Below are 24,461 nucleotides of genomic sequence, written 5' to 3'. Positions count from 1 at the left end.
TTACTGGTTGCCGCAGGTGGAGGCCGCGGCGGGGGCCGCGTCCAGCCAGGGCAGGTCGTGGCCCATCCGGTCCCGCTTGGTGCGCAGGTAGCGGAGGTTGTGCTCGCCGGCCGTCACGGGCATCGGCTCGCGGCCGGTGACCTCGATGCCGTGCCGGAGCAGCGCGTCGCTCTTGTCGGGGTTGTTGGTCATCAGGCGGACGCTCGCCACCCCGAGGTCGGCGAGGATCTGCGCGCCGGCGGCGTAGTCGCGGGCGTCGGCCGGCAGGCCCAGCTCCAGGTTGGCGTCCAGGGTGTCGCGGCCGCGTTCCTGCAGCTCGTAGGCGCGCAGCTTGGACATCAGGCCGATGCCGCGTCCTTCGTGGCCCCTCAGGTAGACGACGATGCCGCGCCCGGCGGCCTGGATGCGGTCCAGGGCGGTGTCCAGCTGGGGTCCGCAGTCGCAGCGCAGCGAGCCGAAGACGTCGCCGGTGAGGCATTCGGAGTGGACGCGGACAAGGACGTCGCGGCCGTCGCCGATCTCGCCGTGGACGAGGGCGACGTGCTCGACGCCGTCGACGGTGGAGCGGTAGCCGTACGCGGTGAAGGTGCCGTGCGCGGTGGGCAGGCGGACCTCGGCCTCGCGGCGGACGGTCGGCTCGGCGCTGCGGCGGTAGGCGATCAGGTCCTCGATGGAGATGATCGTCAGGCCGTGCTTACGGGCGAACGGGATCAGCTCGGGCAGCCGGAGCATGCGGCCGTCCTCGCCGGCGATCTCGACGATGGCGCCGGCCGGGCGCAGTCCGGCGAGCCGGGCGAGGTCGACGGCGGCCTCGGTGTGGCCGTTGCGCGTGAGTACGCCGCCGGAGCGGGCGCGCAGCGGGAAGATGTGGCCGGGGCGGACCAGGTCGGTGGGCTCGGCGGCGCCGCTCGCCAGCAGCCGCAGGGTGGTGGCGCGGTCGGAGGCGGAGATGCCGGTGGTGACGCCGTGCGCGGCGGAGGCGTCGACGGAGACGGTGAAGGCGGTCTTCATCGACTCGGTGTTGTCCTGGACCATCTGCGGCAGGTCGAGCCGGTCGAGTTCGTCGCCCTCCATGGGGGCGCAGATCAGGCCGCGGCACTCGCTCATCATGAAGGCGACGATCTCCTCGGTCGCCTTCTCCGCGGCGATGACGAGGTCGCCCTCGTTCTCGCGGTCCTCGTCGTCGACGACCACGACCGGGCGGCCGGCGGCGATGTCGGCGATGGCCTGCTCGACGGGGTCGAGCCGGAAGTCCTCGATGCCGTCGGTGGGGTGGAGGATCGGTGCCGTGGTCATGCCGGGGCTCCTTCCAGGGCGGGCTGCGGGCTCCGGCGGGAGCGCAGCCACCAGTCGCGCATGCCCCACAGGACGAGCGCGCCGTAGATGACGTAGACGAAGCCGGAGAAGGCGTAGCCGTTGGCGAAGTTCAGGGGGACGCCGACGAGGTCGACCAGCAGCCAGGCGAACCAGAACTCGACCATGCCCTTGGCCTGGGCGTACATGGCGACGACGGTGCCGACGAAGATGTAGGCGTCGGGCCAGGGGTCCCAGGACAGGGACGGGTAGGCCTTGAAGAGCAGGGCGACGGCGACGGTGCCCGCGGCGGCCGCGGCGAGCATGGCGGCGCGCTCGCGCCAGGTGGCGAAGCGGACGCTGATCCGGCCGTCGTCGGCGCCGCCCTTGCCGCGCTGCCACTGCCACCAGCCGTACAGGGCGACGGCCATGACGACGACCTGCTTGCCGGCGCTGCCGGCGAGGTGGCCGTAGAAGGCGGTGAAGAGGACCAGGCCGGAGAGGAACTGCACGGGCCAGGTCAGCAGGGCGCGGCGCCAGCCGAGGGCGAGGGCGGTCAGGCCGAGGATGTTGCCGGTCATGTCGGACCAGATGATGTGCTGGCCGAAGAGGGTGAAGGCCTCGGTGTTGAGCCAGTTCACTGCGCTGCCCCCCGGGTGCCGAGCAGCCGCTCGACGTACTTGGCGACGACGTCCACCTCGAGGTTGACCGGGTCGCCGGGCTGCTTGAGGCCGAGCGTGGTCAGGGCGAGGGTGGTCGGGATGAGGCTGACCGTGAAGTAGTCCGGTCCGGCGTCGACGACGGTGAGGCTGATGCCGTCGACCGTGATGGAGCCCTTCTCGACGACGTACCGCGTGAGGTCGGCGGGGAGGGAGATCTTGACGAGCTCCCAGTTGTCGGAGGGCTTGCGCTCCAGGATCTCGCCGGTGCCGTCGACGTGGCCCTGCACGATGTGGCCGCCGAGGCGGGCGCCGAGGGCCATGGGGCGTTCGAGGTTGACGCGGGAGCCGACGGTGAGGGCGCCGAGGCTGGAGCGGTTCAGGGTCTCCGCCATGACGTCGGCGGTGAACTCGTCGCCCTCGTGCTCGACGACGGTGAGGCACACGCCGTTGACGGCGATGGAGTCGCCGTGTTTGGCGTCCTCGGTGACGACGGGGCCGCGCAGGCGGAAGCGACAGGCGTCGTCGAGGGTCTCGACGGCCGTGACCTCGCCCAGCTCTTCGACGATTCCGGTGAACACTTCCCGGGTCCTCCTGCCTCTTCGGGCACGGACTCCGGGGCTGTCGATGACGACAGAGTGAACAGGTGAGCACACGGAAAGCGACGCCGAAGAGGACCCGTCCGCACACGGACGAGCCCAGAACTACGGCGGCGCGCATGAACGCATGCCCGCCCGCCGCGCACTGCCTCCCATCCGGACTTTAACCGTCGGTCCAGGAATTTCACCTGGTCAACCGGCCGCTGGAGGCGACCGGGTCGCGGACTGTAACCGCCGGTTCGGACTTTCACCGACCCCGGAGTGCGCTGCTTCTGGTACAGGGCCAGTGTGCCACGGCCGCCATGCGTCCATGCGGGTGATCTGTGTGGGGTGGCTCACAAGTCCTCCCGTCGAGCCCTTCCCGCACCCCTCAAGAGCATTGGTCCATACCTATTGACGCACTGGTCTAGTCCTCTCTAGGGTCTGCCCAACTTCCGTGGAGAGGAACCGACTTTGCTGTCCCCCACACGTCCTCGTCATCGCGCGAGACCCGCCCTGCTCGCGGGCGCCGCGGCGGTCGCGGGCCTGCTCGTGGCCGGCCTCCCGGCGACCGTCTCGCACGCCGCCGACCAGGAGTCCTGCCGCCCCGACGGGCTGTACCAGACGCCCGGCGTCTCCGTCCCGTACTGCTCGGTCTACGACGAGGCCGGCCGGGAGAAGATGGGCGCCGACCACCAGCGCCGGGTGATCGGCTACTTCACCGGCTGGCGCACCGGCAAGGACGGCACTCCGGCCTACCTCGCCCCGGACATCCCGTGGGACAAGGTCACCCACGTCAACTACGCGTTCGCGCACGTCGACGGGGGCAACCGGATCTCCGTCGGGGCGGACGGCCCGGCGAACGCGGCGACCGGGATGACCTGGCCCGGCGTGGCCGGCGCGGACATGGACCCGGCACTCCCCTACAAGGGCCATTTCAACCTGCTGAACAAATTCAAGAAGCAGCACCCGAACGTCAAGACGCTGATCTCCGTCGGCGGCTGGGCGGAGACCGGCGGCTATTTCGACGACAACGGCACCCGGGTGAACTCGGGCGGCTTCTACGCGATGGCGACGAACGCCGACGGCTCGGTCAACCAGGCCGGCATCGACACGTTCGCGGACTCGGCCGTCGATTTCGTCAGGAAGTACGGCTTCAACGGCGTCGACATCGACTACGAGTACCCGACCACGATGAAGGACGCGGGCAACCCGCTCGACTGGTCGCTGTCCAACCCGCGGCGGGCCGGGCTGGTCAAGGGCTACGCGGCGCTGATGAAGACCCTGCGCGAGCGGCTGGACCGGGCGGGCGCGGCGGACGGCCGGCACTATCTGCTGTCTGTGGCGGCGCCCTCGTCGGGATACCTGCTGCGCGGCATGGAAACTTTCCAGGTCCAGAAGTACCTGGACTACGTCAACATCATGTCGTACGACCTGCACGGCGCCTGGAACGAGTACGTCGGCCCGAACGCCTCCCTCTTCGACGACGGAAAGGACGCCGAACTCGCCGCGGCGGGCGTGTATTCCACGTCCCAGTACGGCGGAATCGGCTACCTGAACACCGACTGGGCCTATCACTACTTCCGCGGCTCGATGCCGGCGGGCCGGATCAACATCGGGCTGCCCTATTACACCCGCGGTTTCAAGAACGTCACCGGCGGCACGGACGGCCTGTGGGGCAGGGCGGCCACCACCTCCTGCCCGGCCGGCTCCGGGCTGACCAAGTGCGGTGACGGCGCCACCGGCATCGACAACCTCTGGCACGACCTGGACACCAACGGGCAGGAGGCGCCCGCCGGTTCGAACCCGATGTGGCACGCCAAGAACCTGGAGAAGGGCATCGTCGGCGACTACGTCACCCGGTACGGCTTCCCCAGCGGCACCAAGCTGACCGGCACGTACGCGCGCAAGTACGACGCCACGCTGGTCGCGCCCTGGCTGTGGAACGCCGAGAAGAAGGTCTTCCTGTCCACCGAGGACGAGCAGTCGGTGAACGCCAAGGCCGACTACGTCGTCTCGCGCGGCATCGGCGGCACGATGGTGTGGGAGCTGGCCGGCGACTACGGCTGGAACGCGGCCAAGGGGCAGTACGAGCCGGGCTCGACGCTGACGTCCGCGATGTACGAGAAGTTCAAGGCGGCCTCCCCCTACGGGGCGAAGCGGTCGACGATCGACCTGCCGGCCGAGGCGCTGAAGATCGGCGTCGACTTCGGGCAGTTCCCGCTCGGCGACTCCAACTACCCGATCAGCCCCAAGCTGAAGATCACCAACAACACGTCGGTGACCCTGCCGGGCGGCACGGAGTTCCGGTTCGACTACGGCACCTCGGCACCCGGCAACGCCAAGGACCAGTCCGGGTGGGGTACGACGGTGATCCGCAGCGACCACACCGGGTCGAACGTCGGCGGCCTCAAGGGCGACTACCACCGCGTCTCGCTGAAGCTGCCGAGCTGGCAGACGCTGGCTCCGGGCGCGTCGGTGGAGCTGGACTTCGTGTACTACCTGCCGGTGTCGACGCCGTCGAACTGGACGGTGACCTTCGGCGGGAAGACGTACGCGCTGGCCGGGGACCTCGCCCGCGGGACCACTGTGGTGGAACCGGGGACGACCACGCCGACCCCGACCCCGACGCCCACTCCCACGCCGACCCCGACGCCCACCCCGACTCCGACCCCGGGTGCGTGCACCGCGCCGGCCTGGTCCGCGACGACGGAGTACGGCGGCGGCAGCACGGTCTCGCACAAGTCCCGCACCTGGAAGGCGAAGTGGTGGACGAAGGGCGAGGAGCCGGGCACCACCGGTGAATGGGGGGTGTGGCAGGACCTCGGCGCCTGCTGACGCCCGCACGGACCGGCTCGGCGGCGGTGACGACGGCCCTTGCCCGCCGCCGGGCCTTCCACCTCCGCCGGGCCTCCACCCCCGCCGGGCCCTCCGTCCTCGCCGGGTCCTCCGCCCTCACCGGGCCTCCCGCTTCCGTCGCGCGGAGGCGTGGCAATGTGAGGGCATGACGACCGCTCCCGCCGACGAGTTCGAAGCGCACCGCCCCCGGCTGTTCGGCCTGGCCTACCGCATGCTGGGCTCCGCCCACGAGGCCGAGGACACCGTCCAGGACGCCTATCTGCGGTTCAGCGGCGCCGACCGGACGCAGATCGAGCAGCCCGGGGCATGGCTCGCCAAGGTCGTCACCAACCTGTGCCTGTCCCGGCTCACCTCGGCCAGGGCCCGCCGCGAGAGCTACGTCGGGCCCTGGCTGCCGGAGCCCGTCGTCACCTCCGACGGCACGCTCGGCCCGCTGGAGTCGGCGGAGCAGCGCGAGGCGGTGTCGCTGGCCCTGCTGGTGCTGCTGGAGCGGCTCACGCCGACCGAGCGCGCGGTGTACGTCCTGCGGGAGGCGTTCGGGTACGGCCACCGGGAGATCGCGGAGGTGCTGGAGCTGGGCGAGGCCAACTGCCGCCAGCTCTACCGGCGCGCGGTACAGCGGATCGAGTCCGCGGAGAGCCGCTTCGCGCCGCCGCCCGAGCGGCAGCGGGAGCTGGTGGCCTCCTTCCTCAGCGCCGCCCGGGAGGGTGACCTGGCGGGCCTGGAGAAGCTGCTCGCCGAGGACGTGGTCTGGTGGAGCGACGGCGGCGGCAAGGTCTCCACCGCGCTGCGGCCGCTCATGGGCCGCGAGAAGGTGCTGCGGTTCCTGGCCGGCGTCACCCAGAAGTACGGCGGCGCGTGGGAGATGAAGGGGGCCGAGATCAACGGGACGAGCGGGCTCGTGGTGTGGGCGGACGGCGCGCTGCTCGGCGTGATCGAGTTCGAGTACCGCGACGAGCGGATCGCGCACGTACGGATCGTGATGAACCCCGAGAAGCTCGACTTCGCGCGCCGGCAGCTCGGGCGGCCGTAGCGGCCTGTCACGTCTCCGCGGGCTGTCTGTCACATTTCCGCGGGCTGTCCGGTCCCAGCCGGTGAGGGGCGCTCCAGCGGGGAGCGCCCGGCGTCCGGAGGGACTGAACAGCATGACCACGATCCTGGTGACCGGCGGCACCGGAACGCTCGGCCGGCTCGTCGCCGAGCGGCTGCGCGCGGACGGGCACGAGGTACGGGTGCTCAGCCGGCACGCCCAGCCGTACGCCGTCGACCTGCGCGAGGGCGGCCCGGCGCTGGACACGGCGGTCGCGGGCGTGGACACGGTCGTCCACTGCGCGAGCACCCAGACGGGCGGCGACGAGAAGGCCGCCGGTCATCTGATCGCCGCGGCCCGGCGGGCCGGGGTGGGGCACCTCGTCTACATCTCGATCGTCGGGGTCGACCGGGTGCCCTTCGGTTACTACCAGGCCAAGCTGGCGGTCGAACGGCAGATCGAGGCGTCGGGGCTGGGCTGGACCGTGCTGCGGACGACGCAGTTCCACGACCTGCTGGTGCGGATCTTCCAGGGCCTGGCCAAGCCGCCGGTGATGCTGCTGCCGGCCGGGGTGTCCGACCAGCCGATCGAGGTGGCCGAGGTCGCCGGCCGGCTCGCCGGGCTGGCACTCGGGGCGCCCGCGGGGCGGGTCGACGACATGGGCGGCCCCGAGGTGCGCACGCTCGACTCGCTGGCCCGCGCCTGGCTGGACGCGACGGGCCGGCGCCGCGGGGTGGCGAACGTGCCGCTGTTCGGCCGGGCCTACCGCGCCTTCCGGGAGGGCGGCCACCTCACGCCCGAACGGGCGGTGGGCAAGGGCACGTTCGAGGAGTACCTGGCGGCACGCGTCGACGGGGGTGCCGGCCGCCGGGCTTGACCTCCGGCACGGCGCCGGCCGGATACTCGGGCATGGCCTTCGTCTTCTTCCTGACCCTGCCCGGGCTGGTCGTCGTGCTGACGCTGCTGGCCTTCGCCGACCAGCTGCTGCTGCGGGCGGGACGGGCCGGGGTGCTGCCGTGGCGCAACACCGTGCGGCGGGGGCAGGTGGCGGCGACCGGCTTCGAACTGCTGCACGCGAGCCTGTCGCCGGGCAAGCAGCACGAGTTGAAGGAACGGCAGTCGGCGCTGGTGCTGCCGGACGACGAGGACGACGGGGCGCCGCCGAACAGGACGACGGTGGACCTGGCCGCGGGCACCGCGGTCGTCCGGGTGCCCGGGGGCGGCCGGTAGGAGACGCGGGTCCGCCCGGCCTCGCGCCGGCACTCGGAGCTATCGCTCGCCGGTCGCGAAAAGCTCCTCCTGGGCCCGGTCCCGAGCCGTCAGCAGCGCGCCGCGCAGTACGGCCGCGCCGCCCAGGGCGGACGGGCGTATCTCGGTGGGCAGGGGCGACAGCCGTCGCAGCCGCTCCTCCACCCGGCGGGCCAGGGCGTCGCCGCCCGACCGGCCCACCTCGCCGCCGAGCACGACACAGCCGGGGTCGAGGACGGCCACGACGGACGCGGCCCCGATGGCGATCCGGTCGGCGAGGGCGTCCAGGAAGCCGTCCGCCGCTTCGGTCCCGGCGACCACGGCCTCGCGCACCAGTGCCGCCGCCCGCGGCTCTCCCCCGGTCGCCGTGGCCGTCACCCCGTACCGCCCGGCGAGTTCCGCGACCGCCTGGGAGCCGGCCAGGGAGTGGAAGCCGCCCGCGCAGTCCGTCGCCGCGGGGAGCGCGTCCGTGCCCGGGACCGGCAGGAAGCCGATCTCGCCGGTGCCGCCCGAGGCGCCGCGGCGCAGGGAGCCGTCGAGGACCACGGCGGCGCCGGTGCCGTGGCCGAGCCACAGCAGCACGAAGGTGTCCCGGTCGCGGGCGGCGCCGTCGCGCTGCTCGGCGAGGGCGGCGAGGTTGGTCTCGTTCTCGACGCTGACCCGGGCCGCGGGCAGGCGTTCCTGGAGGGCGGCCACCAGGCGGCGGTGCCAGGCGGGCAGGGCGGTGGAGTCGCGCAGTTCGCCGGTCGAGGGGTCGATCAGGCCGGGCGCGCCGATGCCGACGGTGTGCAGCTCCGCGGCCCCGGCCTCCTTGGCGGCCCGCTCGACCAGCGCGACCGCCTGCTCGACCGCGGGCCCGGTCCCGGCCTCCCCCGCGATCGGCGCGGACCCCTCGGCGAGGATGCGGCCGACCAGGTCGGAGACGACGACGGCGACGCCCTCGGTGCGCACGTCGAGGGCGGCGAGGTGGGCGCGGTCGGCGACGATGCCGTACAGCTTGGCGTTGGGGCCGCGGCGCTGCTCCCCCGCCTCGCCGACCACCGCGATGAGCCCGGCGGCGGTCAGCCGCTCGACGAGGTCGGCGACCGTCGGCCGGGACAGTCCGGTCAGCTGCTTCAGCTGCGCGGCCGTCAGCGGGCCTTCCTGTTGCAGCAGCCGCAGTGCGAGCCGGTCGTTCATGGCCCGGGCGGTGCTCGGTGATGCGGGCATGGGCGCCATCGTATCCGCTATCTATCAGGCAGGGTTCCTGATAGTTTACGCACGGACCGGTGCAGAAGGCACCGAGCAGGCAGGCGGAGGGGCGGGAACATGGAGGCAGTGTCCTACGAGCAACGCGATGTGCGGCGGGCCCGGTACGCCGTGGCCGCCGTGTTCGCCGTGCACGGCGCGGTGACCGGGTCGTTCGCGACGCGGGTGCCGTGGATCCAGGACCACGCCGGGGTGAGCGCCGGCCAGCTGGGGCTCGCGCTCGCCTTCCCGGCACTCGGCGCGTCCGTGGCGATGCCGCTCGCGGGGCGGATCAGCCACACGTTCGGCGCGCGCAACGCCCTGCGCGGCCTGATCGCGCTGTGGACCCTGTCGCTGACCCTGCCGGCCCTCTCCCCCAACCTGCTCACCCTCTGCCTGGCGCTGTTCACCTACGGCGCGACCGCCGGCATGGCGGACGTGGCGATGAACGCGCTCGGCGTGGAGGTGGAGAACAGGCTGGGCCGCTCGATCATGTCCGGCCTGCACGGCATGTGGAGCGCGGGCGCCCTGGCGGGCTCGGCGGCGGGCACGCTCGCCGCGCACCTCGGCTCGGACGCCCGGCTGCACCACACGCTGGCGGCGGCCGTGCTGACCGTGCTCGGCGTGGCCGCCTGTTCCTGGGTGCTGGACCTCCAGCCGGCCGAGGACGAGGAGCCGCCGCCGCGGTTCGCGCTGCCGCCGAAGTCCGCGCTGCTCATCGGCGCGGTCGGGTTCTGCGCGGTGTTCGCCGAGGGCGCGAGCCTGGACTGGTCGGCGGTCTACCTGCGCGACCAGCTGGAGACCTCGGCCGGGCTCGCCGCGGCGTGCACGACCGGCTTCACCCTGACCATGGCCGTGGCCCGGATCGCGGGCGACAAGGTGGTGGACCGCTTCGGCTCGGTGCGCACCGTGCGCGCGGGCGGTGTGCTCGCCGTCCTCGGCGGCCTGCTGATCGTGGTCTCCGGGCATCCGGCGGCGGCGATGACCGGGTTCGCGCTGATGGGTCTCGGCATCGCGGTCGTCGTGCCGCTGTGCTTCGCGGCGGCGGGCCGCAGCGGCCCGAACCCGAGCCAGGCCATCGCGGGCGTCGCCACCATCACGTACACCTCGGGCCTGGTCGCGCCGAGCGCGATCGGCGGGCTCGCCCAGGCGACCAGCCTGGTGGTGTCGTTCGGGCTGGTGACGCTGCTGGCCTTCGGGCTGGTGGGGTTCGCGGGCGTGCTGCGGGCGGGCGACCGCAACCGGCCGAAGGTCAGCCGTCCGTCGGACGCAGCAGTTCCCGACCCGCGGCCCTGAACCGGTCGCTCCACGGCGCCGGGCGCAGCGTGTCCGCGTCGAGCCGGACCAGCACCCGGCTGCCGTGGGCGTAGGTGACGGCGCCGTCGGCCGAGCAGAAGCGGAAGCCGTAGGTCAGGCCGGTGGTGCCGAGCCGCTCCAGCCACAGGTGGACGGAGTACTCGCCGGGCCGGGTCACCGGCGCCTCGTAGGTGATCCGCAGTTCCTTGACGGCGTTGCAGGCGTCGCCGGCCGCGGCCCAGTCCCCCTCGAAGCGCAGGCCGTGCTCCTGCCACAGCGCCGCCCAGGCCCGCTCGACCATCAGCGGGTAGCGGGCGTTGTGCAGCAGACCGAGCGCGTCGAGGTCGTCGAAGTGGACGGTGACGGGGATCAGCCGGCCGTACGACAGGGCGGGGGCGATCGGGGCTTCGGCGGTCACGGGTGCGTCTCCTGTGGTGGATGGTTCAACCACCTACCATCCTAAGCGGGCGCTCACCATGCTTCTGAGCGGGGACAATGGTCGGCGGCCCCCCGCCCGCACGACGAAAGCGAAACAGCACATGGATCTCGGCGTCCGCTGGAAACTGCACGGCGGCGACGGACGCACCCCGGCCCCCGGCGCGGTCGTCCGCCCCGACGAACGGCTGACCTGGCCGCGCACGATCGGACTGGGCGCCCAGCACGTGGTCGCGATGTTCGGCGCGTCCTTCGTCGCCCCGGTGCTCATGGGGCTGGACCCCAACCTCGCGATCATGATGTCCGGCGTGGCGACGATCGTCTTCCTGCTCGCCACCCGCGGCCGGATCCCCAGCTACCTGGGCTGCTCGCTGTCCTTCGTCGGCGTGGCCGCGGTGATCCGCGCCCAGGGCGGCACCAGCGCCACCGTCACCGGCGCGGTCCTCGTGGTCGGTGCGGTGCTGTTCCTCGTCGGGCTCGCGGTGCAGCGGTTCGGGGCGCGGATCATCCACGCCGCGATGCCGCCGATCGTCACCGGCGCGGTGGTGATGCTGATCGGCTTCAACCTGGCCCCGGTCACCGCCTCGACGTACTGGCCGCAGGACCAGTGGACCGCCCTGCTGGTGATGCTCTTCACCGGCCTGGCCGTGGTCTGCCTGCGCGGCTTCTGGTCCCGGATCGCCATCTTCCTCGGGCTGGTCTTCGGCTACGGCATCTCCTGGGCGTTCGACCGGATCTTCGGCAAGATCCACTCGGTGGACGCGAGCGGCAAGCTCACCGACCACTGGCGGCTCGACCTCTCCGCCGTGTCGAAGGCCGACTGGATCGGCCTGCCGCACCTGCACGGGCCGTCCTTCCAGTGGTCGGCGATCCTCGTCGCGCTGCCCGTCGTCATCGCCCTGGTCGCCGAGAACGCCGGGCACGTCAAGGCGGTCGGCGAGATGACCGGCGACCCGCTCGACGACAAGCTGGGCACCGCGATCTCCGCCGACGGCATCGGCTCGATGCTCTCCACCGCGGTCGGCGGCCCGCCCACCACCACCTACTCCGAGAACATCGGCGTGATGGCCGCGACCCGCGTCTACTCCACCGCCGCCTACTGGGCCGCCGCCGGCTTCGCCCTGCTGTTCGGCCTGTGCCCGAAGTTCGGCGCGGTCGTCGCCGCGATCCCGGGTGGCGTGCTCGGCGGCATCACCGTCATCCTCTACGGCATGATCGGCCTGCTCGGCGCCCAGATCTGGACCAACGCCCGGGTGGACCTGCGCAACCCGCTGAACCTCGTCCCCGCCGCCGCGGGCATCATCATCGGCGTCGGCAACGTGACCATGAAGTTCACCGACACGTTCTCGCTCAGCGGCATCGCGCTCGGCACGATCGTCGTCATCACCGGCTACCACGCACTGCGCGCCTTCGCGCCCGCGCACCTCAAGACGCAGGAGCCGCTGCTGGACGAGGGCACCTCCCGCTACGACGACGCCAAGTCGTAGGCGTACGACGCCGTGAACTCGCCCGGCTCCCCCGAGCAGCCGTCCGACTCCCCCGGCAGCTTCACCCACAGGTAGGCGTCGATGCGCGCCTCCCCGGTGGCCAGCGTCGGGGTGCGGCCCAGCTTGCGGCCGGCCGGGTCGCACCACTCGCCGTCGGGCGGCGCGCCGGCGCCGTTGCGGCTGGTGTCGATCACGGCGCCCAGTGAGGCGGGACCGCCGAGCGCGTCGAGGACGGCACGGTCGTAGGCGATCTCGTCGGCCGTGCGGTGGAAGTTGGAGACGTTGCTGAAGATGCCGTCGGAGGAGGCGGCCGAAGCGGCACCGGCCTGCCGCAGCAGCGCCGCCTGCTTCGCCGCCGGGTGCCAGCCGGAGTGACCGGCGTCGTAGTAGACCCGGGCCCGCGGGTTCGCCGCCTTCATCACACGGCCGGCACGGGCCAGTGAGGCGAAGCGGGCGGCGCGGTCGCCGGCGGACAGGCACTCGGACTGGGCGATCGAGTCGGGTTCCAGGACGACGACGACCTCACCGGAGCCCAGCCCGGCGGCGAACGCGTCGATCCAGCCGTCGTAGGCGCCGAGGTCGGGCGCGCCGCCCTGGGAGGCGCCGCCGCAGTCGCGGTCCGGGATCGCGTACGCCACCAGCACCGGCACCCGGCCCTGCGCGGCGGCGCCCGAGGTGACCGCGCGGACCCGGGAGGCGACGGTCTCCGGCTGGAAGTCGGCGAACCAGACCGCCGCCGGCTGGTCCGCGATGCGTGACGCGATGACCGGTGTCCGAGGGTCGCCCGGGTGGGCGCGCACCCAGTCGAGGACCTGGGAGGCGGGGTGGCGGTAGAGCCGGCCGGGCGCGGCGGCCCGGCGCTGCTCGGTCTTCTGCCCGCTCCGCGATGGCGTGGGCGTCGCCGTCCGTGTCGGCGAGGGCGAGAGGGCGCCCCGGCTCGGCGAGGGCGACGGGGACGGGGACGGGGACGGCGAGGGCGGCACGAAGGGCAGCGGGTCCGTGGACGGCGACTCGCTGACCGCCGGCCGGGCCTCGTCCGTGCCCTGCCGGTCGTCGAGCGCGGTGATCATCCCGGTCGCGGCGCCGACCGCGACCACCACGGACGCCGCCGTCACCATGGCGCCGCGGCGGGCGCCCTGCCTGCGCCGCGCCCGGCGCGCGGCCAGCCGCTGGGCACGTGAGCCTGGCACGGTCGCTTCTCCCCCTCGTCGTTCCTGTCCGCCGGGCACCGCCTGCCGGCCCTGCCCGGTCGTCCTGCCCCCGCCGCCGCGGCGATCGGGTCCGCGGGACGGCCACCCCCCGGTGGTTCACTCTTCCGTGCGACGTGTGCGTTACCCCGTTCCGGGGAAGCGCACGGCCCGCCGCCACCACGGCAAGCCTAGGGCTGGGACCCTTCCGCCATGGCGCAGTTGGAACACTTCACCACTCCCGTCGACGCGGTGGTCTCCCGGATGCGGGCCCTGGACGCGGCGCTTCCGGCCCGGGACGGGGTCGCGGTGTTCAACCGCGTCTATCTCGCGGTCACCCAGGCCGTGGACCGGCGGATCGACACCGGCTCCTTCGCCGACGCGCGGGCGGCGATCACGCTGGACGTACGGTTCGCGGAGCGGTACCTGACGGCGGTGGAACCCCCCGGGGAGGACCGCCGTCCGCCCGCCTGCTGGCGGCCGCTGCTGCAGTTCCGCCGCCATCCCGGGGTACGGCCGCTGCAGTTCGCCCTCGCCGGTATCAACGCGCACATCGGCCACGACCTGGCGCTCGCCGTGGTGGACGCCTGCCGTACCCTCGGCTGCGCTCCCGCCGAGCTGGAGGACGAGTTCGACCGGGTGGGCGACCTCCTCGTGTCGCTGGAGGAGCGCATCCGCGAGGATCTGATGCCGGGTCCCGACCTGCTCCAGATCGCCGACCCGCTCACCCATCTGCTGGCCTCCTGGAGTCTGGAGCGGGCCCGGGACGCCACCTGGGCGGCGGCCCGCGCGCTCTGGGCGCTGCGTGAACTGCCCGATGTGGCCGTGGAGTTCACCGACCGGCTGGACGCGGCCGTGGGGTTCGCGGGCCGCATGCTGCTCACCCCGCTGCCCGACTGATCCCGCCCCGACTGGCGCCCGCCCCGGCCCGCTGTACGTTGGCCGATGGGGCACACCGACGCGCGAAGGAGCAGTGCCATGGCCGTTCGTCTCGGACTCGGTCTTCCCCAGCACCGGCAGTACGACCTCGCCCGCGACGTCACGGACGTGGCGCGCACAGCGGAGCGGATCGGCTACGACAGCGTCTGGGTGTACGAGCGGGCCCTGGTCCCGGAGAACCCGACGCAGGGCCTGTACGGCATTCCCGGCCTGCCCTGGCCGGACTCGTACAAGGGGCTGGCCCACCCCCTGGTCACGCTGACGCTGGCCGCCGCGGTCACCGAGCGGGTCCGGCTCGGCACGGGCATCGTCGTCGCGCCGCTGCACGGGGCCTTCCAGCTCGCCAAGGCGCTGGCCACGCTGGACGCGGCGAGCGGCGGCCGGGTGATCGCGGGGCTGGGCTCGGGCTGGTCCACCGACGAGTTCGCGGCCGCGTCCGCGACGCCGTACGGGGAACGCAGCCGGACGCTGCACGAGACGATCGACGTGTGCCGGGCCGTGTGGGGCCCCGACCCGGTCTCCTACGAGGGCCGGCTCGCGACGGTCGACGCGGCGGTGGTCGGCCCGAAGCCGGCCCACCCGATCCCGGTCCTGGTGGCGGCGTCCGGCCCGAAGGCGCTGGCCCGGCTCGTGGACCACGGCGACGGCTGGATCCCGGTCGCGATGGGCGCGGCGGCCTACGCCGACGGCTGGCAGCGGCTGCAGGACATCGCCGCCGAGCGCGGCCGCTCCCAGCCGATCCTTCGGGTGCCGCGGGTGAACGCCCTGTACTCGGCGAAGCCGTACGACGGCGACGACCGGCAGCCCTTCCAGGGCAGCGTGGAGCAGATCGTCGAGGACCTCGCCGCGCACGCCGAGGTCGGCATGGACGAGGTCCTGATCGACCTGCAGACGACTCCGCGCGACGCCCAGGAGCTGAAGGACGTCGCCGCGGAGGTGTACGAGAAGGCGCGCGCCGCCGGACTGTAGCCCGCGCGGCGCGCGCCCCCGGGACCGTCAGTCCTCGGGCAGCTCGACCGGCGCGATCTCGTCGTAGACGTCACCGGGGCCGGGGTTGGCCGCGTCGGTCTCCCCGCCCAGGTGGTGCATGACCCCCCAGACGGCGTTGAGCGCGGTCTGCACGGCGCCCTCGGCCCAGCCGGCCGTCCAGGAGATGTCGTCGCCGGCGAGGAATATGCCCCGCTTGTCCTCGGGCAGCCGGTCCTGCATGAAGTGCGTGAACAGGCGCCGCTGGTAGCGGTAGTGGCCGGGCAGGTTGGCCTTGAACGCGCCCATGAAGTAGGGCTCGTTCTCCCAGGAGACCGTCACCGGGTTGCCGATGATGTGCTTGCGGATGTCGACCTTCGGATAGATCTCCGACAGCGACTTCAGCATGACCTCCATCCGCTCGTTCGCGGACAGCGGCAGCCACTTCAGGCTGTCGTCGCACCAGGTGTACGACAGGCAGATGACGGCAGGCTGGTCGGGGCCGTTGTCGAGCAGGTAGGTGCCGCGGGTCATGCGGTCGGTGAGCGTCATCGACATGACGTCCCGGCCGGTCTCCTCGTCCTTGTCCAGCCAGAACGGCCGGTCGACCGGGACGAAGAGCTTGGAGGACTCCATGTAGTGGGTGCGCTCGATGGCGGTCCAGTGGTCGATCGGGAAGAGCGAGTCGTCGCACTGGATCTTCGACAGCAGCATCCAGGACTGGGCCGTGAAGATGGCCGCCCGGTAGGTGCGGATGTCGCCGTTGGCGTCGGTCACGGTGATGCGGTTGCCGGCGGTGCGGTGCAGCCGGGTCACGGCCGGCAGCGGCTTGCCGCCCTCGTGCAGCGAGGCGAGCGACGTGCCGTACGGCCAGTGCACGATCTTCTCCGGCTCGCGCTCCCACAGGCGCAACGGAAGCTGCTGGGAGCCGCCGACGATGCCGCGGTGGTGGTCGTCGGCCTCGGTGTAGACGACGCGCAGGATCTCCAGGATGGAGTTGGGGAAGTCGGTGTCCCAGCCGCCGGTGCCGAAGCCGACCTGGCCGAAGATCTCGCGGTGCCGGAAGGACTTGAAGGCCTCGGAGTCGCAGAGGAAGCCGTAGAAGGTCTGGTTGTCGAGCTTCTCGACGAGCTTGGCCCAGATCTCGCGGATGCGCGGGACGTCCCGCTCGCGCATGGCGCGGTTCATGTCGGAGAAGTCGGCGCCCTCCTCCAGGCACTTGTTCCAGGCCTCGGCGACGTCCCGGTACACCTGGGGCAGGTCGTCGATGGTCTCGGCGTAGTGCGACTCGCCCTTGAGGTCGACGACGGTCGACGGGGTGGCCTCGGCGAGCGGGTTCGGGAAGGGCCTGGTCTCCAGACCGACCAGGTCGATGTAGTGCTGGAGGGCGGTGGAGGAGGGCGGGAAGCGCATCGCGCCCAGCTCGCAGTTGAGGGACTCGTCGCAGCCGTCGAAGCCGACGGTGCGCAGCCGGCCGCCGATCTGGTCGGCCTCGTAGACGACGGGCTTGAGGCCCATCTTCATCAGCTCGTACGCGGCGACGATGCCGGACAGGCCGCCGCCGATGATCGCGACCTCGGTGCCGTGCTCGGTCGCGGGTATCTGGCCGAGGCCCGCCGGGTGGGCGAGGAAGTCGTCGTAGGCGTAGGGGAAGTCCGGGCCGAACATGGTGATCGGCGGCTGCTGCTCGTCGGTGTGCTCGACGGCGTTGGGCACCGTGGACGTCATGGGGTACGGACTCCTTGCGCGAAACGAAAACTGGGGGAGGTTATTCCGGCGGCTCAGACGAGGGAGCCGTAGAGGCCGGGCCGGCGGTCCTCCAGATAGGGGTTCGCCTCCCGGGAGGCGGCCAGGAACGCCGGGTCGGCGTCGGCGAACACCAGCTGCTCGGTGCGGCCTGCGCGGGCGCGGGCGGTGCCGTCGGGGCCGGCCAGGGTGGAGAGCCCGACGAACTCGAACTCGCCCTCCGGGCCGACCCGGTTGACGTACGCGACGTACATCTGGTTCTCCCAGGCGCGCACCGGCACCAGGGACTCGGCGACGAAGTGGAACGGGTGCATCTGCGCGGTCGGCACCAGGAGGAGGTCGGTGCCGGCCAGGGCGTGGGCGCGGACGTTCTCCGGGAACTCCACGTCGTAGCAGATCATGATGCCGACGGTGAGGCCGTCCAGCTCGGCCTGGACGACGGGCTGCTCACCCGGCGTGAAGTGGTCCCGCTCGAAGCAGCCGAAGAGGTGCGTCTTGCGGTAGTTGGCGAGGCGGGTGCCGTCGGCGGAGATCAGCTGGGCGGAGTTGTAGACGGTCTCGCCGTCGCGCTCGGGGTAGCCGTAGGCGACGGCGAGGCCGTGCCGCCCGGCGATCTCGGCGACGGCGTCGGCCGCGTCCCCGTCGGCGGGCTCGGCGAGGCGCGCGATGTCGTCGCCGATCGCGTACCCGGTGAGGAACATCTCCGGCGCGACCAGCAGCCCGGCGCCCGCGGCGGCGGCGCGGCCCGCGGCGTCGTCGAGGACCTTGAGGTTCTCGGCGGTCGAGCCGGGGCGGCCGGAGCTCTGGAGCAGGGCGGTGCGCATGCGGGTTCCTCACCGGTGACGGAGGGGTAGGGAGACACCCCCTAGGGGATCTCCTAGACGGTACGGTCGGCGGGCTCGGCCGGACAAGGAGAAGCCGTTGCGCGCCGGTGACCGGTTCGTTGCGTCCCTCGGGGCTTCCGCGGCGATTCGTTGCGCGGCCTCACCGGCGTGTCCCCGCCCGGGCGGCCAGCAGCAGGGCGGTGACCAGGTACGGCACGGCGAGGACCGCGAAGACGGTGCCGTGGGAGGCCACGCCGCCGAGCACGGCGTACGCGCCGTAGACGGCGACGGTGGCCAGCTCGGTGCCGAGTCCGGCGACCGAGGTCAGGGTGGCCCGGCCGGTGTCCTCGATGCGGTGCTGGAGCCGTGCGTCGGCCAGGACGGTGGCGAGCTGGAAGCCGCCGAACGCGACGGCCACCAGGACCAGCCCGGCCGGCTGCCCGGACAGGGCGCCCGCGGCGAGGGCGAGCGCGCCGCCGGCAAGCAGCGCGGCGAGGCCGCGGGTGCCGAGGCGTTCGGCCGGACCGGCGAGCAGGCCGCCGGCCGTGGCGCCGGTCCAGATCAGCAGCAGCAGATACGGCACGAGGGCGTCGGACACCCCGGTCTCCCGGACCAGCAGGGGCGTGTACTCGTCGAGCGCGCCCCAGACCGCGCCGACGGCCGGGACGAGCAGGACGGCCGCGCGCAGGGTGCGGTCGCCGCGGGCGGCGGCCAGCCCGGACCGCAGGGCGGCGGCCCAGCCGTCGTCGGCTTCCCCGGCCGGCCGCCGGTGCTCGGGGAAGCGGGTCGCGGTGGCCGCCGTCAGCAGGCAGGCCAGGACGCTCGCCGCGCCGACGGCCGGGTAGCCGCCCCAGGCGAACACCGGCCCGGCGGCGGCCATCGCCGCCATCACGCCGACGAGACCGGCCGCGCGGGCGCGGCCCATGACGCGGGCGTACCGTCCGGCCGCGCCGAGCCGGTCCAGTTCGTCGTAGACCAGCGCCTCCAGGGCACCGGAGCCGAGCGCGCCGCGCGCGCCCCACAGGACGAAGCCGAGCGCGAAGGCCCCGTACGACGGGACCAGCACCCACAGGGCGAAGCCGGCGGCGGTCAGCAGGGGGCCGAGCCACAGCAGCAGCCGGCGGGAGACGGCGTCGGCCCAGGCGCCGGAAGGCACCTCCAGCACCACGCCGGTGACCGACCACAGGGCGAACAGGGAAGAGATCTGCCAGAGCGACAGGCCGGTGTCGGCGAAGAGCAGCGCGTACACCGGGTACAGCAGGACGAAGTCGTCCAGGAACATGTAGCCGTACAGCGTGGCCGTGAGCCGTCGCTCGCCGACGGCGGCGGGCACGCGTGCGGGTGAGAGTGTCATGAGGCCTTCCCGAGGTGGCGGTGCGGACGTCGTCGCGGGTACGGCGTCCGGGGCGGGCCTCGGGTGGCGCGGCTGGTGGATCAATGTCGCCAGGTCATGGCATCGATGGTAGGCGCGCGGGGCGTGCGGGCCCAGCGGATATCCACCGGCGGGACGAGACACGGCTCCGCCGGGCGGCGGGCGGGATCGGCCCCGCGGAGGAGGCCGGCCGGGGTGCCGGGGCGCGAGACTGCCGTCATGGACACCGCCGAGAGACTCGCCCTGCCGTTCGTCGACGCCCACACCGCGGAGGTGGCGGCGGACGCCGGCACGGTCTGGCAGACCCTGGGAGCGGCGCTCGACCGCTCCTTCTCGGGCGGCCGTTCGACGGCCGTCGCCCGCCTCCTGGGCTGCGCCGACGCGGCCCCTTCCGGTCCTCGCCCGCTCGTGCGGGGCGCGACCGTGGGCGGCTTCCGGGTGACGGCGGCGGACCCGGGCCGCGAGCTGGCCCTGCTGGGCCGGCACCGGTTCTCGACGTACGCGCTGGTCTTCCGCCTGGAGGAGGCGGGCGAGGGCCGCACCCGGGTACGGGCGGAGACATGGGCGAGGTTCCCGGGCCCGGCGGGTGCGGTCTACCGGGCGCTGGTCATCGGCACCGGCGGCCACAAAGTGGCCGTGCGGCGCATGCTGACGTCCCTTGAGAGACGCGGGGCACCGCGCGACCGGCCACGACGGCGCCGCACCTGATCGACCGCATCAGGTCGGCGACCCGGAGGAGAACCTCCGCAGCAGCGGCGACAGCACCAGCACCGACTTGGTCCGCTCCACGAACGGCTCCCCCGCGATCCGCTCCAGCACCCGCTCGAAGTGCCGCATGTCCGCCGCGAACACCTGCGCGATCGCGTCCGCGTCGCCCGTGACGGTCGACGCGGCCACGACCTCCTGGTAGCGCTCAAGTCCCCGCTGGATGGTCTCCGGCGAGGTGTTGCGCCGGCAGTAGATCTCGACGAACCCCTCGGTCTCCCAGCCGAGCGCCGCCGGGTCGACCCGGACGGTGAAGCCGGTGATGGCTCCGGTGGCCCGCAGCCGGTCCACACGCCGCTTGACGGCGGGGGCGGAGAGGCCGATGAGCTGCCCGATGTCCGCGTAGGAGCGGCGGGCGTCCTCGGCGAGGGCGTGCACGATGCGTTCGTCGAGATCGTTCAGCACGGGGGGTGGTTCACTTCGTTTCTGGTCAGGACGTCCGGTCGGCCACCGCGAGTCGGGAACGCCGGTAGCCGTAACTGAAGTAGAACACGAGACCGGCGGCCATCCAGCACCCGAAGACCACCCAGGTGACGGTGTCCAGGCTGAACATGTTGTACGCGCAGAAGCCGAAGCCGAGCACCGGCAGCACCGGCCCGAACGGCACCCGGAAGGTGCGCTCCAGCTCCGGCCGCTTCACCCGCAGCACGATGACCGCGATGTTGACCAGCGCGAAGGCGAACAGCGTGCCGATGCTGGTGGCGTCGACGAGCTTGCCGAGCGGGATCAGGGCGGCGAGGGCGCCGCAGAAGAGGGAGACGACGACCGTGTTCAGGCGGGGGGCGCCGGTCTTCGGGTGGATCCGGCCGAGCGCCTTGGGGACCAGTCCGTCGCGGGACATCGCGAAGAGGATGCGGGTCTGGCCGTAGAGGACGGTGAGGACGACGCTGGCGATGGAGATGACCGCGCCGAGGGCGAGCAGGGTGCCCCAGAAGGTCTGGCCGCTGACGTCGTTCATGATCGCGGCGAGGGAGGCCTCGGAGCCGTCGAACTTCGTCCAGTTCCAGGCGCCGACGGCGACGCCCGCGACCAGCACGTACAGCGCGGTGACGATGATCAGCGAGAGCATGATCGCGCGGGGCAGGTCCTTCTTCGGGTCCTTGGCCTCCTCACCGGCGGTGGAGGCGGCGTCGAAGCCGATGTACGAGAAGAACAGCGTGGCGCCGGCCGCGCTCACTCCGGCCATGCCCATCGGCATGAAGTCGGCGTAGTTGCCCGACTTGAAGCCGGTGAAGCCGACCGCGCAGAACAGCACCAGCGCGCACATCTTCACCGCGACCATGATGGTGTTGGCGCGGGCCGACTCGCGGGCGCCGCCGAGCAGGAACACCATCGCCAGCAGGACGACGATCAGCGCGGGCAGGTTGACGATGCCGCCCTCGCCGGGCGCCGAGGACAGCGCGGCGGGGATGGTGACGCCGATGGTGCCGTCGAGGAGTTCGTTGAGGTACTCGCCCCAGCCGACGGCGACGGCCGCGACGGACACGCCGTACTCCAGCACCAGGCACCAGCCGCACACCCAGGCGACCAGCTCGCCCATGGTGGCGTAGGCGTACGAGTACGAGGATCCGGCGACCGGGATGCTGCCCGCCAGCTCGGCGTAGGACAGGGCCGAGAACAGGGCGGTCAGGCCGGCGATGACGAAGGCCAGGGTGACGGCGGGCCCGGCCTCGGGGACGGCGTCGCCGAGGACGACGAAGATGCCGGTGCCGAGGGTGGCACCGATGCTGATCATGGTCAGCTGCCACAGCCCGAGGGAGCGGCGGAGGGTGCCGCCCTCGCCGTGGCCGCCCTCGGCGACCAGACGCTCCACGGGCTTGCGGCGCATGAGGCCGCCCAGGAGGGACGTCGGGGCGGGCCGGGTGGGGTCCTGCGGGGGTGCGCCTTGGTCGAGCACGCGCGGCTCCTTTATCGCTGCCGGGAGAGGGCGGCGGGGACCGGCGGCGCCGCGTCTCGCGGGGGCCACCGAGCGGGGTCCCCGCCACGTACAGCGCGACACTTTATGGGCCAGGGCATTGCCGCTGTAATGCAGCAACCTTGCGCGCTTCCGCAAGATCGTTGCGTTGCTCGCGGTCAGACGGCCATTCGTTGCACGGCGGGTTTCGAGCGTTGCATACGCATCTTTCGCCGCTCCCGTCACGGACGCGCGACAACGCTGTCAGCGGGCACGGGGAAGGCCCCCGCCGACCCGCCTGAGCGGGGTGACGGGGGCCTTCGTGCCGGGCTGTGCGGGGGTCAGTTCCAGCTGGCGTGCAGCGGCTTGCCCTCGGCGTAACCGGCGGCGCTCTGGATGCCGACGATGGCCTTGTCGGCGAACTCCTCCAGGGTGGAGGCGCCGGCGTAGGTGCAGGAGGAGCGGACGCCCGCGATGATCGAGTCGATCAGGTCCTCCACGCCCGGGCGGGCCGGGTCGAGGAACATGCGGGAGGTGGAGATGCCCTCCTCGAACAGCGCCTTGCGGGCGCGGTCGTAGGCCGACTCCTCGGAGGTGCGGTTGCGCACGGCCCGCGCGGAGGCCATGCCGAAGGACTCCTTGTAGGCCCGGCCGCTCGCGTCGTGCTGGAGGTCGCCCGGCGACTCGTAGGTGCCGGCGAACCAGGAGCCGATCATCACGTTGGACGCGCCGGCGGCGAGCGCCATGGCGACGTCGCGGGGGTGGCGGACACCGCCGTCGGCCCACACGTGCTTGCCGTACTTCCTCGCCTCGGCGGCGCACTCCAGCACCGCGGAGAACTGCGGCCGGCCGACGCCGGTCATCATGCGGGTGGTGCACATCGCGCCCGGGCCGACGCCGACCTTGATGATGTCGGCGCCCGCGTCGATCAGGTCCTTGACGCCCTCGGCGGAGACGATGTTGCCGGCCACGATCGGGACCTGCGGGTCGAGCGCCCGGACCGTCCTGATCGCGCTGATCATCGACTCCTGGTGGCCGTGCGCGGTGTCGATGACGAGCGTGTCCACGCCCGCGTCGAGCAGCTGCTTGGCCTTGCCCGCGACGTCGCCGTTGATGCCGACGGCGGCGGCGATGCGCAGGCGGCCCCGCGCGTCGACGGCCGGCGTGTACAGGGTGGCGCGCAGGGCGCCCTTGCGGGTGAGGATGCCGGCGAGCTTGCCGTCCTTGTCGACGGCCGGGGCGTAGCGCCGGTTGTGCGCGTCGAGGGTGTTGAACGCCTCGCGCGGGTCGATGTCCGCGTCGAGCAGCAGCAGGTCCTTGGACATGACGACCTCGAGCTGCGTGAAGCGGTCGACGCCGGTCAGGTCCTGGTCGGTGACGACACCGACGGGACGCCGCTCCTCGTCGACGACGACACCGGCGTTGTGCGCCCGCTTGGGCAGCAGGGCGAGCGCGTCGGCGACGGTCTGGTGCGGGGCCAGCTCGATCGGGGTGTCGAGCACCAGGTGGCGGCTCTTGACCCAGGTGACGACGTCGGTGACGACATCGATCGGGATGTCCTGCGGGATGACGACGAGGCCCCCGCGCCGGGCCACCGTCTCCGCCATACGGCGGCCCGCGATGGCGGTCATGTTGGCGACGACCAGCGGGATCGTGGTGCCCGTGCCGTCCGGGGAGCTGAGGTCCACGGCCTGACGCGAGCCGACCGCGCTGCGGCTCGGCACCATGAAGACGTCGTCGTACGTCAGGTCGTAAGCGGGCCGGATGTCGTTGAGGAAACGCACGTGCTGCACATCCCAGTCGTTCAGAGGTGACCCCCGGACAGGTGTGCCAGGGGGAAAGAGCACGTACTTCATTGTCCCATGTCAGGGCGAATGCGACGCCTGGTCGTAACGTCCAGGAACCGTCGGTGACCTCTTGGAGGATCCGACAGGGCGCTGTGCCGTGGTCAGCCCAGGGCGAGCGCCACGGTGAGCGGGGAGGCCTGCGCGAACACCTCCTGGGCGGTCTCCCACTCGTCCGGCCGCGCCTCGGCGTACGGCCGCCAGTTCCGTACGACGACCAGCGGCGGCCCCTGCCCCTCGGCGGTCCCCGGCCAACGCGCCGGGTCGGAGAGGACGTCGGCCAGCGCGTCCCAGTTGCGGCCGAACCAGTCCGGCAGGTCCAGGTCGCGCGCGCACCGGTCCATCAGGCCCGCCTTGTCGGTGACCCCGTCGAGGTCCAGCGTCAGCACGGCTCGCGTCATCTCAGCACCACCCGGAACGAGTCGTAGTGATCGTCGGTGTAGTAGATCTCCCCGCCCTGCCCGGTGACGATGCGCCGGGCCCCGCGGTCGTGGGAGCCCGGCGTGGGGACGGTGTACTCGTGGTAGTAGCCGCGCGGGTGCGGCGGCAGCCGGCGCTCGAAGTTGCCGAAGACCGCGCCGTCCTTCTCGTACGGGAAGGGCCCGCCCCGGTCGATCAGGGCGAGCGTCGCGCGCGCCTCGGCGGGCAGGTCGGCCTCCTTGACGGTGGCCATGCCGCCGGAGCGGGAGGGGGAGCCGGCCGGTGACCCCTGGGCGGAGCACCCGACGAGCAGGACGAGCAGACAGACGAGCATCCGGGGGACGAACCGCAGCAGCATGCCGCCGATGCTGCCACGGTCCTCCCCCGGTGAC

General features: G+C 72.7%; 23 protein-coding genes and 1 riboswitch. Of the genes, 9 read left to right on the top strand and 14 right to left on the bottom strand.

All coding sequences use genetic code 11. The features are described 5' to 3' along the window. From IE308_RS31120 to IE308_RS31110, 3 genes are read right to left on the bottom strand one after another with little or no spacing between them, the layout of a single operon-like run. Positions 1-1,296 carry a bifunctional 3,4-dihydroxy-2-butanone-4-phosphate synthase/GTP cyclohydrolase II gene (locus IE308_RS31120; RefSeq protein WP_190220446.1) on the bottom strand — a complete coding sequence of 432 codons (1,296 nt, stop codon included), beginning with the start codon at positions 1,294-1,296 and terminating at the stop codon, positions 1-3. Further along, positions 1,293-1,934: a nicotinamide mononucleotide transporter family protein gene (locus tag IE308_RS31115; protein WP_110626861.1), complete on the bottom strand. Its 642-nt coding sequence runs from the start codon at positions 1,932-1,934 to the stop codon at positions 1,293-1,295. The genes IE308_RS31120 and IE308_RS31115 overlap by 4 nt, the downstream gene beginning before the upstream one ends. Further along, on the bottom strand, positions 1,931-2,533 hold the full coding sequence (locus IE308_RS31110) for a riboflavin synthase (RefSeq protein WP_110626862.1): 603 nt from the start codon (positions 2,531-2,533) through the stop codon (positions 1,931-1,933). The genes IE308_RS31115 and IE308_RS31110 overlap by 4 nt, the downstream gene beginning before the upstream one ends. 156 nt (positions 2,534-2,689) lie before the next feature. Next, positions 2,690-2,820: riboswitch (FMN riboswitch) on the bottom strand. 184 nt (positions 2,821-3,004) lie between these two features. On the opposite strand from IE308_RS31110, the gene IE308_RS31105 reads away from it, so the two are divergent. The 4 genes from IE308_RS31105 to IE308_RS31090 all read left to right on the top strand — a co-directional run bounded on the left by IE308_RS31105 (position 3,005) and on the right by IE308_RS31090 (position 7,649). After that, positions 3,005-5,368: a chitinase C-terminal domain-containing protein gene (locus IE308_RS31105; protein ID WP_190220445.1), complete on the top strand. Its 2,364-nt coding sequence runs from the start codon at positions 3,005-3,007 to the stop codon at positions 5,366-5,368. 166 nt (positions 5,369-5,534) lie between these two features. Next, entirely contained in the window at positions 5,535-6,422 is an 888-nt protein-coding gene (locus IE308_RS31100) for an RNA polymerase sigma-70 factor (RefSeq protein ID WP_190220444.1), read from the top strand. A gap of 112 nt (positions 6,423-6,534) precedes the next feature. Beyond that, positions 6,535-7,296 carry an SDR family oxidoreductase gene (locus tag IE308_RS31095; RefSeq protein ID WP_190220443.1) on the top strand — a complete coding sequence of 254 codons (762 nt, stop codon included), beginning with the start codon at positions 6,535-6,537 and terminating at the stop codon, positions 7,294-7,296. 32 nt (positions 7,297-7,328) lie between these two features. Further along, complete coding sequence (locus tag IE308_RS31090) at positions 7,329-7,649, top strand: DUF6191 domain-containing protein (protein ID WP_190220505.1); 321 nt, start codon at positions 7,329-7,331, stop codon at positions 7,647-7,649. Between the two features lie 39 nt (positions 7,650-7,688). On the opposite strand, the gene IE308_RS31085 is transcribed toward IE308_RS31090, so the two are convergent. Continuing rightward, positions 7,689-8,876, bottom strand: coding sequence for an ROK family transcriptional regulator (locus tag IE308_RS31085; protein ID WP_190220442.1), 1,188 nt, complete (start codon positions 8,874-8,876; stop codon positions 7,689-7,691). 99 nt (positions 8,877-8,975) lie between these two features. Between IE308_RS31085 and IE308_RS31080 the strand changes: the two genes are divergently transcribed. Further along, positions 8,976-10,190 carry an MFS transporter gene (locus IE308_RS31080; protein WP_190220441.1) on the top strand — a complete coding sequence of 405 codons (1,215 nt, stop codon included), beginning with the start codon at positions 8,976-8,978 and terminating at the stop codon, positions 10,188-10,190. Here the strand turns inward: IE308_RS31080 and IE308_RS31075 are convergent. Continuing rightward, positions 10,147-10,608, bottom strand: a complete 462-nt coding sequence (locus IE308_RS31075) for an acyl-CoA thioesterase (protein WP_190220440.1) — start codon at positions 10,606-10,608, stop codon at positions 10,147-10,149. The two genes, IE308_RS31080 and IE308_RS31075, sit on opposite strands and share 44 nt — an antisense overlap. A gap of 121 nt (positions 10,609-10,729) precedes the next feature. Here IE308_RS31075 and IE308_RS31070 point away from each other — a divergent pair, with 121 nt between their 5' ends. After that, on the top strand, positions 10,730-12,112 hold the full coding sequence (locus IE308_RS31070) for a uracil-xanthine permease family protein (protein ID WP_190220439.1): 1,383 nt from the start codon (positions 10,730-10,732) through the stop codon (positions 12,110-12,112). Here IE308_RS31070 and IE308_RS31065 read toward each other — a convergent pair. Next, positions 12,091-13,230: a glycoside hydrolase family 6 protein gene (locus tag IE308_RS31065; protein ID WP_190220504.1), complete on the bottom strand. Its 1,140-nt coding sequence runs from the start codon at positions 13,228-13,230 to the stop codon at positions 12,091-12,093. The two genes, IE308_RS31070 and IE308_RS31065, sit on opposite strands and share 22 nt — an antisense overlap. Before the next feature lie 282 nt (positions 13,231-13,512). Here IE308_RS31065 and IE308_RS31060 point away from each other — a divergent pair, with 282 nt between their 5' ends. Together IE308_RS31060 and IE308_RS31055 are read left to right on the top strand one after the other, a co-directional pair. Next, positions 13,513-14,199, top strand: coding sequence for a DUF5995 family protein (locus tag IE308_RS31060; RefSeq protein ID WP_110626870.1), 687 nt, complete (start codon positions 13,513-13,515; stop codon positions 14,197-14,199). Positions 14,200-14,277: 78 nt separating this feature from the next. Next, positions 14,278-15,207, top strand: coding sequence for an LLM class F420-dependent oxidoreductase (locus tag IE308_RS31055; RefSeq protein WP_110626871.1), 930 nt, complete (start codon positions 14,278-14,280; stop codon positions 15,205-15,207). Positions 15,208-15,234: 27 nt separating this feature from the next. On the opposite strand, the gene IE308_RS31050 is transcribed toward IE308_RS31055, so the two are convergent. The 3 genes from IE308_RS31050 to IE308_RS31040 form a co-directional block, all read right to left on the bottom strand. Further along, positions 15,235-16,932, bottom strand: coding sequence for a flavin monoamine oxidase family protein (locus tag IE308_RS31050; protein WP_190220438.1), 1,698 nt, complete (start codon positions 16,930-16,932; stop codon positions 15,235-15,237). A 53-nt stretch (positions 16,933-16,985) separates the two neighbouring features. Continuing rightward, positions 16,986-17,774, bottom strand: a complete 789-nt coding sequence (locus IE308_RS31045; RefSeq protein ID WP_110626873.1) for a carbon-nitrogen hydrolase family protein — start codon at positions 17,772-17,774, stop codon at positions 16,986-16,988. A gap of 160 nt (positions 17,775-17,934) precedes the next feature. Beyond that, entirely contained in the window at positions 17,935-19,128 is a 1,194-nt protein-coding gene (locus IE308_RS31040) for an MFS transporter (RefSeq protein ID WP_190220437.1), read from the bottom strand. Positions 19,129-19,365: 237 nt separating this feature from the next. Between IE308_RS31040 and IE308_RS31035 the strand changes: the two genes are divergently transcribed. After that, positions 19,366-19,854: a hypothetical protein gene (locus IE308_RS31035; RefSeq protein ID WP_190220436.1), complete on the top strand. Its 489-nt coding sequence runs from the start codon at positions 19,366-19,368 to the stop codon at positions 19,852-19,854. A 9-nt stretch (positions 19,855-19,863) separates the two neighbouring features. On the opposite strand, the gene IE308_RS31030 is transcribed toward IE308_RS31035, so the two are convergent. The 5 genes from IE308_RS31030 to IE308_RS31010 all read right to left on the bottom strand — a co-directional run bounded on the left by IE308_RS31030 (position 19,864) and on the right by IE308_RS31010 (position 24,427). Further along, the gene (locus tag IE308_RS31030; protein ID WP_190220435.1) at positions 19,864-20,316 is read right to left on the bottom strand and encodes an Lrp/AsnC family transcriptional regulator; all 453 of its coding nucleotides are present in this window, start codon (positions 20,314-20,316) and stop codon (positions 19,864-19,866) included. 25 nt (positions 20,317-20,341) lie between these two features. Then, positions 20,342-21,808 (bottom strand): amino acid permease, encoded by a 1,467-nt coding sequence (locus IE308_RS31025; protein ID WP_110626877.1) that lies wholly within the window; start codon positions 21,806-21,808, stop codon positions 20,342-20,344. Positions 21,809-22,146: 338 nt separating this feature from the next. Further along, positions 22,147-23,598 carry a GuaB1 family IMP dehydrogenase-related protein gene (locus tag IE308_RS31020; protein ID WP_110626878.1) on the bottom strand — a complete coding sequence of 484 codons (1,452 nt, stop codon included), beginning with the start codon at positions 23,596-23,598 and terminating at the stop codon, positions 22,147-22,149. A gap of 155 nt (positions 23,599-23,753) precedes the next feature. Then, positions 23,754-24,050 (bottom strand): barstar family protein, encoded by a 297-nt coding sequence (locus IE308_RS31015; protein WP_110626879.1) that lies wholly within the window; start codon positions 24,048-24,050, stop codon positions 23,754-23,756. Continuing rightward, complete coding sequence (locus IE308_RS31010) at positions 24,047-24,427, bottom strand: guanyl-specific ribonuclease (protein ID WP_190220434.1); 381 nt, start codon at positions 24,425-24,427, stop codon at positions 24,047-24,049. The genes IE308_RS31015 and IE308_RS31010 overlap by 4 nt, the downstream gene beginning before the upstream one ends. Positions 24,428-24,461: the final 34 nt, after the last annotated feature.

This window comes from Streptomyces griseosporeus (assembly GCF_014656055.1).
GTDB lineage: Bacteria > Actinomycetota > Actinomycetes > Streptomycetales > Streptomycetaceae > Streptomyces > Streptomyces griseosporeus.
This window is presented reverse-complemented; position numbering and strand designations above follow the sequence as displayed.

What these genes read in the sequence shown, in the direction of transcription:
- IE308_RS31120 (WP_190220446.1), bottom strand. Translation starts at nt 1,296, where the DNA reads ATGACCACGGCACCGATCCTCCACCCCACCGACGGCATCGAGGACTTC.
- IE308_RS31100 (WP_190220444.1), top strand. Translation starts at nt 5,535, where the DNA reads ATGACGACCGCTCCCGCCGACGAGTTCGAAGCGCACCGCCCCCGGCTG.
- IE308_RS31095 (WP_190220443.1), top strand. Translation starts at nt 6,535, where the DNA reads ATGACCACGATCCTGGTGACCGGCGGCACCGGAACGCTCGGCCGGCTC.
- IE308_RS31090 (WP_190220505.1), top strand. Translation starts at nt 7,329, where the DNA reads ATGGCCTTCGTCTTCTTCCTGACCCTGCCCGGGCTGGTCGTCGTGCTG.
- IE308_RS31085 (WP_190220442.1), bottom strand. Translation starts at nt 8,876, where the DNA reads ATGCCCGCATCACCGAGCACCGCCCGGGCCATGAACGACCGGCTCGCA.
- IE308_RS31080 (WP_190220441.1), top strand. Translation starts at nt 8,976, where the DNA reads ATGGAGGCAGTGTCCTACGAGCAACGCGATGTGCGGCGGGCCCGGTAC.
- IE308_RS31070 (WP_190220439.1), top strand. Translation starts at nt 10,730, where the DNA reads ATGGATCTCGGCGTCCGCTGGAAACTGCACGGCGGCGACGGACGCACC.
- IE308_RS31065 (WP_190220504.1), bottom strand. Translation starts at nt 13,230, where the DNA reads ATGGTGACGGCGGCGTCCGTGGTGGTCGCGGTCGGCGCCGCGACCGGG.
- IE308_RS31060 (WP_110626870.1), top strand. Translation starts at nt 13,513, where the DNA reads ATGGCGCAGTTGGAACACTTCACCACTCCCGTCGACGCGGTGGTCTCC.
- IE308_RS31055 (WP_110626871.1), top strand. Translation starts at nt 14,278, where the DNA reads ATGGCCGTTCGTCTCGGACTCGGTCTTCCCCAGCACCGGCAGTACGAC.
- IE308_RS31050 (WP_190220438.1), bottom strand. Translation starts at nt 16,932, where the DNA reads ATGACGTCCACGGTGCCCAACGCCGTCGAGCACACCGACGAGCAGCAG.
- IE308_RS31045 (WP_110626873.1), bottom strand. Translation starts at nt 17,774, where the DNA reads ATGCGCACCGCCCTGCTCCAGAGCTCCGGCCGCCCCGGCTCGACCGCC.
- IE308_RS31040 (WP_190220437.1), bottom strand. Translation starts at nt 19,128, where the DNA reads ATGACACTCTCACCCGCACGCGTGCCCGCCGCCGTCGGCGAGCGACGG.
- IE308_RS31035 (WP_190220436.1), top strand. Translation starts at nt 19,366, where the DNA reads ATGGACACCGCCGAGAGACTCGCCCTGCCGTTCGTCGACGCCCACACC.
- IE308_RS31015 (WP_110626879.1), bottom strand. Translation starts at nt 24,050, where the DNA reads ATGACGCGAGCCGTGCTGACGCTGGACCTCGACGGGGTCACCGACAAG.
- IE308_RS31010 (WP_190220434.1), bottom strand. Translation starts at nt 24,427, where the DNA reads ATGCTGCTGCGGTTCGTCCCCCGGATGCTCGTCTGTCTGCTCGTCCTG.